The sequence below is a fragment of the uncultured Cardiobacterium sp. genome, from assembly GCF_938028185.1.
GTDB lineage: Bacteria > Pseudomonadota > Gammaproteobacteria > Cardiobacteriales > Cardiobacteriaceae > Cardiobacterium.
Map to the genome: position 1 here is coordinate 1 of NZ_CALJAH010000481.1, position 5,212 is coordinate 5,212.

Here is a 5,212-nt window from a genome sequence, read left to right on the forward strand (position 1 = left end):
GTTGCGCAGGGAGAGAATGTCGGCGGGGGTCATAATTGTGCGGTGGTGATTTCTTTGCCATCGGGCAGGCCAAGCCATTTCAACGGAATGGTATTAAAAAGGTAATGGCAGCCAACGCTATGGATATAATCAAGCGTGTCTTTATACATGGGCTTTTTGAACCAGTCATTAAGGACGTAGATGTATTCAACGCGCCAATTTAAGGAATGTACGAGTTTGTTATATTGTTTTCGCTTGAAATCGCAAGTCTGCAATTTTTCATCGACTGAACCTGCAACTTTCTGAAATTTTATTTCGATGATAAATAATGTATCACGCACAATAACGAACAGCCCATTATCCGGCTCTAACCGCTTGGAAAGATGCTCATCCCATTCAATGTGATAACGGGCAAGAAAACGGTAAAACTCCCGCTTCTTGAAACAATGTGCCAGTAATTTGTTGTCAAACCAGACTTCATAGCCCGCCCTATCAGCCGCAGGCTTCAATTGATAGCCCGGAATAGACTCAAATATTTGCCGCAAATCCGTTCTTTCTTCAAATTGCAATCCGGTTTTGGTGTTCGCGCCACCAGTACCACCCTCTTTCACAGGTTTTCTATCCTTTGTTTTGCCAATTCAAAATAGGTATCTTCTTTTTCGCAACCACAAAAACGTCGCCCGCTTTGCAAAGCAGCAATGCCGGTAGTGCCGCTGCCCATAAAGGGATCAAAAACAAGGTCGCCTGCATTCGATGCCGCTTCGATACAGCGGCGGACGAGTGCCAGCGGTTTTTGCGTCGGGTGTTTGCCGTAGCGTTTTTCTTGCCGCTGCGGCGGTGCGATTTGCCAGACGCATTTCATTTGTTTGTTGTCGTTCTGCGCACGCATTAAATCATAATGGAAAATGTGTTTCGCTTTTTTGTCTTTTTTTGCCCACAGCAGGGTTTCGGTAGAGTGGGTAAAGAAACGGCAAGAAAGGTTGGGCGGCGGGTTGGGCTTTTCCCAAGTGATGTTATTCAGAATATGATAGCCGATGTGTTGCAGCAGATAGCCGATGAGATAGATGTTGTGATAGGTACCGCATACCCAAAGAGTACCGTTGGGATTGAGCAGCGCGTAACAGAGGCGCAGCCATTCTTCGTAAAATTCCATATCGGCAGCAAGACCACGCGATTTGTCCCAGCCGCCTTTATTGACGGAAACCATTTGTCCGTTTTGGCAGGTAAATCCGTCATTGGAAAGGAAATAGGGCGGATCAACAAAGATGAGGTCAAAGCAGCCTTGCGGGTGTTTGTCGAGAATGCGGCGCATGACCTGCATCGCGTCTTCATGGTAAATCACGTAATTGGCGGCAATTTCTTTTTTGAGTCCGGGCTGGTAAATGGCCGCTTCTTCCGCCAGCAGAAATTCATACGCCATAGATTGCCAGTAATTCGCCCACTTTTTGCCGACTACTGCCTTTGGCGGCAATATTGCGTTGTACGCTGACGGTTTCCAGCCGTGCAGTGCGGTAAAGTTCGCGTGTCAGCGCGGTATCGTGATTGGAGATAAGCAATCCTTGCGTTTGCGGTGCCGTTTGTTGCGCTGCGATTGCCAGCCGGTTTTGTTCGTCCAGATTAAAGTTTTCTTTGCTGTAGGCGGTAAAGGAGGCGGTTATACTCAAGGGAACGTAAGGCGGGTCGCAATAGATAGTGTCATGGTGGTCGGCTTGTGCCAATGCGGATTGGAAATCGCCGCAGCAGATTTCCATCCGATCCGCTTTTTTGATAAATGCCTGCATTTCTTTTTCGGGAAAATAGGGCGCGCGGTAACGACCAAAGGGAACATTGAATTGTCCCTTGCTGTTATAGCGGCAAAGGCCATTAAAGGCATGGCGGTTGAGATAGACAAAGAGTGCTGCGCGTTCAATTGGGGTTTCACTATTATTGAATTGTTCACGCAGTACATAAAAGCGGCTTTCCTGATTGTGGTCAGTGCCAAAATATTGGCGGACGTAATCAATAAATGCCTGTTTTTCGCTTTTCAGGGTTTGGAACAGGGCAATGAGATCGGAATTGGTGTCATTGAGCAGATAGGCCTCAAATTCAAGCGCCAGCGACAAGGCCGCCGATCCGGCGAAAGGCTCTATCAGGCGGCAGCGTGAGGGAGGCAGGTGGCGGGCAATAAAGGGGGCGAGTTTGTGTTTGCCGCCCGCCCATTTGAGAAAGGGTTTGTTCATGTTTTTGGTCAGTCCGAGAGCGCCGCTTCTTCAATGCCGCGCAGGGCGGGGTGCGCGCTTTTCGCCACGCACCAGGCGTGGTCGCGGTGATGGAAGGGATCGGGCAAGTGGATTTCGGCGAAGGTGGTCGCCGGTTTGCCGCCGAGGCAGTAGATGTGTTGTGCGAGGCGCACCGCTTCCTGCGCGTCGTGGGTGACGAGGACGACGCTGGTGCCGCCTTCGATGGTGCGGATGATGCGCTGTTGCAGTTCGTCGCGCAGGCGCGGGTCGAGCGCGGAAAAGGGTTCGTCCATCAGGAGCAGGTCGGGCTCGGTGATAAGCGCACGGGCGAGCGCAATTCGCTGCTGCATCCCGCCGGAGAGTTCGTGCGGGTATTTGCGCGCGTCCTTGCCGTCCAGCCAGAGCTCGGCGAGCAGCTGGCGGATGCGCGCGTCGCTGGCGTCGGGCGCGACGAGACGGATGTTTTCGTCGGCGCGCAACCACGGTAGCAGGCGCGGTTCCTGATAGAGGTAGGCGAGGCGCTTCGCGTGGTTTTCGATGCACCCTTCCTGCGGTTCGGTCAGCCCGGCGATGGCGCGCAGCAGCGTGGTTTTGCCGCTGCCGGAGGCGCCGGAGAGGGCGAGGCTTTCCCCGGCGGCGAGGTCGAGGCTGATGTGTTCGAGGATGGTTTGTCCGGCAAGGTCAATGCGCAGGTTGTCGATATGGAGCATGGTGGCGTTCATTCTGGCGCGTGGTATTCCAGCGTCCACGGGCTGCTTTCTTGCCACAGGGTTTGTTCTTGTTGCAGGTCGGCGAGGGTGAGCGGGCGGGCGGCGAGGTAGCCGTCCGGGAAGCGCAGGCGGTAGTGGTCGCCAAAGCGGCGGATATCCGGGTAATCAATGGCGGCGATGGGCGTGCGTGCGCGGTGGAGGAGGACGGCGAGGCGCAAGGCGAGCGCGTTTTGCCAGACCCAGGCGCGGTGTGCTTCCGGCAGCGCGGCGATGTCTTTGTCCGGCAGTTTGCGTTTTTGTGCTTTGACGAGGATGGCGAGGATATCCTGCATCAGCCGCGAGTAGCCGGGCATTTCGGCGTGGGCGAGGATGTAGGCGCCGTGTTTTTGCATGTCGTTGCGCGCGATTGCCCAGCCGGTTTCGTGCAGCCAGGCGGCGTAGCGCAACAGCGGCGCGAAGCGCGGCGGCGCAGCTGCGGGCAGTTGCGCGTTCAGGTGTTCGGCGAGGGTGGCGACGCGGTCGGCCTGCGCCACGTCCACGCCAAAGCGGTGTTGCAGGGCGCGGGCGGTGCGCTCGCGTTCGTCGCTGTCGCCGCCGTCGCGCCCCATCAGTTCGAGCAGTACGCCTTCGCGCAGCGCTTCCTGGCTGACGATGGCGCGGCTGATGTCAAGGTGCTGGTAGAGGGCGGCGAGGATGCTGACGCCGCCGCTGAAGCCGTAGGCGCGCGCTTCGTCCACGCCGAGTTTTTTCGCCAGTTTGTCGGCGTGGCCGATGTCGGCGAGTTTGTCGAGCAGGGCGTCGAGGTCGGCGCGGTCGATGGTGTCTTTTTTGAGGACGCGGGCGATGGCTTTGGCGGTGCCGGAGCTTAAGACGACGCGCGCCCACGGCGGCTGGCTGCGGTAGGTGGTGATGTGCGGCTCGATGATGGTACCCGCGTAGTCGCGCGCTTTTTTGATGGCGGCTTTCGTGATTTTGCCTTTGGCGAAGTAGCGCGCGGCGATGTTGGCGCAGCCGATGGCGAGCGAGCGCAATAGCTGCGGTTCGCTGCCTTCGCCGAGGATGATTTCGGTGGAGCCGCCGCCGATGTCGATGACGAGGCTGCGGTCGGTGAAGTGGTTGTGTTTGCTGATGCCGAGGTAGATGAGCGCCGCTTCTTCGCTGCCGCTGATGATTTCGATGGGTTTGCCCAGCGCGGCTTCGCCCGCAGCGATAAAGGCATCGCGGTTCTCGGCGACGCGCAGGGTGTTGGTCGCCACCGCGCGGAATTGGTCTTCGGGGATGTCGGCGACGAGTTGTCCCATTTGGGTCAGCGCCGCGATGCCGCGTGCGATGGCGTCGGCGCTCAAGAGGTTGTTGTCGTCAAGGCCTTCGCCGAGGCGTACCATCTGTTTGTTTTTATCAACGGTTTGGATGCTGCTATCAAGCATTTGCGCGATGACGAGGTGGAAGCTGTTGGAGCCGAGGTCGAGGGCGGCGTAGCGGTCTTTCATGGGGTTTCCGGGGTGGTGACGGCGATGATGCCGACGTAGTGCGTCCAGTGGAAGGTGCCGGCGATGCCGGGGATGTACCAGCCGGAGAGGGTGCCGTCGAGGTAGAGGGCGTCGTGGCAGCCGAGGTGTTGCAAGGCTTCGGCGAAGCGGTGAAAGCTCGGCCATTCGCCGTCGCGGTCGTAATCTTCGGTAAGGATGAAGTAGAGGCGGCCGTCGGCGGTGGTGCAGACGGCGTTGCGTTTGTGCGGGCTGGAGAGGTTTTTGACGAAGCGCGCGTTGGGCTTGCCGTCTATCAGCAGCATCGGCCCGGATTGCAGCGCCCATTCGGGCTGGTGTTGGCCCAGTTGGTAGGCGGCGGTCGGCTGGATACGCGCCTTGCCGCCTTCGATGTAAAAGACGCCGTTCGGCTGGATGTGGAAGTTACCCTTACCCGCCTTGCGGTTGAGCGGGATGAGGGTTTTGCCGCGCTCTATCCACAGGCCTGCCGGGGTGTCGTCGGTGCTGTAGATGCCCGCGTTCATGAGGAAGGCAACGTGCGCGCCGCTTGCTTCGAGGTGGCGTTTCAGCGTGCCGAGGGTGGCGTAGGCGCTGCCGTCAGCGTCTTTCCAGTGCAGCGAGACGCGCGCCGGGTCAGCCTGATAGACGCCGTAGCGCACGTCCTGGTGGTAAAGCTGCGCGTAGCTGCCGCCCGTTTCCAGCGGTTTGAAATCCGGCGCGGCGAAGGCGGGGGCGGTGAGCAGGGCGAGGGTGAGGGTGAGGGTGAGGGTGAGGAGGAGTTTTACATACACTTGAGCGCTCAAGGTGTATGTAAATG

The 5,212-nt window shown here is 57.8% G+C and carries 6 protein-coding genes; all 6 read right to left on the minus strand.

What is annotated here, in order from left to right:
* Positions 1-29: 29 nt before the first annotated feature.
* Positions 30-590, minus strand: a complete 561-nt coding sequence (locus tag Q0349_RS13930) for a hypothetical protein (RefSeq protein WP_298081619.1) — start codon at positions 588-590, stop codon at positions 30-32.
* Positions 587-1,399, minus strand: a complete 813-nt coding sequence (locus Q0349_RS13935; protein WP_298081620.1) for a site-specific DNA-methyltransferase — start codon at positions 1,397-1,399, stop codon at positions 587-589. The genes Q0349_RS13930 and Q0349_RS13935 overlap by 4 nt, the downstream gene beginning before the upstream one ends.
* Positions 1,389-2,198 carry a Dam family site-specific DNA-(adenine-N6)-methyltransferase gene (locus tag Q0349_RS13940; RefSeq protein WP_298081621.1) on the minus strand — a complete coding sequence of 270 codons (810 nt, stop codon included), beginning with the start codon at positions 2,196-2,198 and terminating at the stop codon, positions 1,389-1,391. Before Q0349_RS13940 ends, Q0349_RS13935 begins: the two co-directional genes overlap by 11 nt.
* A gap of 8 nt (positions 2,199-2,206) precedes the next feature.
* Positions 2,207-2,920 (minus strand): ABC transporter ATP-binding protein, encoded by a 714-nt coding sequence (locus Q0349_RS13945; protein ID WP_298081622.1) that lies wholly within the window; start codon positions 2,918-2,920, stop codon positions 2,207-2,209.
* On the minus strand, positions 2,917-4,398 hold the full coding sequence (locus Q0349_RS13950; RefSeq protein WP_298081623.1) for a Ppx/GppA phosphatase family protein: 1,482 nt from the start codon (positions 4,396-4,398) through the stop codon (positions 2,917-2,919). Before Q0349_RS13950 ends, Q0349_RS13945 begins: the two co-directional genes overlap by 4 nt.
* The coding region (locus Q0349_RS13955) for a phosphodiester glycosidase family protein (protein WP_366916335.1) at positions 4,395-5,212 on the minus strand (818 nt) is incomplete at its 5' end. The genes Q0349_RS13955 and Q0349_RS13950, both read right to left, overlap by 4 nt.

Excerpts from the sequence above, each read along its gene's own strand:
- Q0349_RS13945 (WP_298081622.1), bottom strand. The coding sequence starts at position 2,920 with ATGAACGCCACCATGCTCCATATCGACAACCTGCGCATTGACCTTGCC.
- Q0349_RS13935 (WP_298081620.1), bottom strand. The coding sequence starts at position 1,399 with ATGGCGTATGAATTTCTGCTGGCGGAAGAAGCGGCCATTTACCAGCCC.
- Q0349_RS13940 (WP_298081621.1), bottom strand. The coding sequence starts at position 2,198 with ATGAACAAACCCTTTCTCAAATGGGCGGGCGGCAAACACAAACTCGCC.
- Q0349_RS13950 (WP_298081623.1), bottom strand. The coding sequence starts at position 4,398 with ATGAAAGACCGCTACGCCGCCCTCGACCTCGGCTCCAACAGCTTCCAC.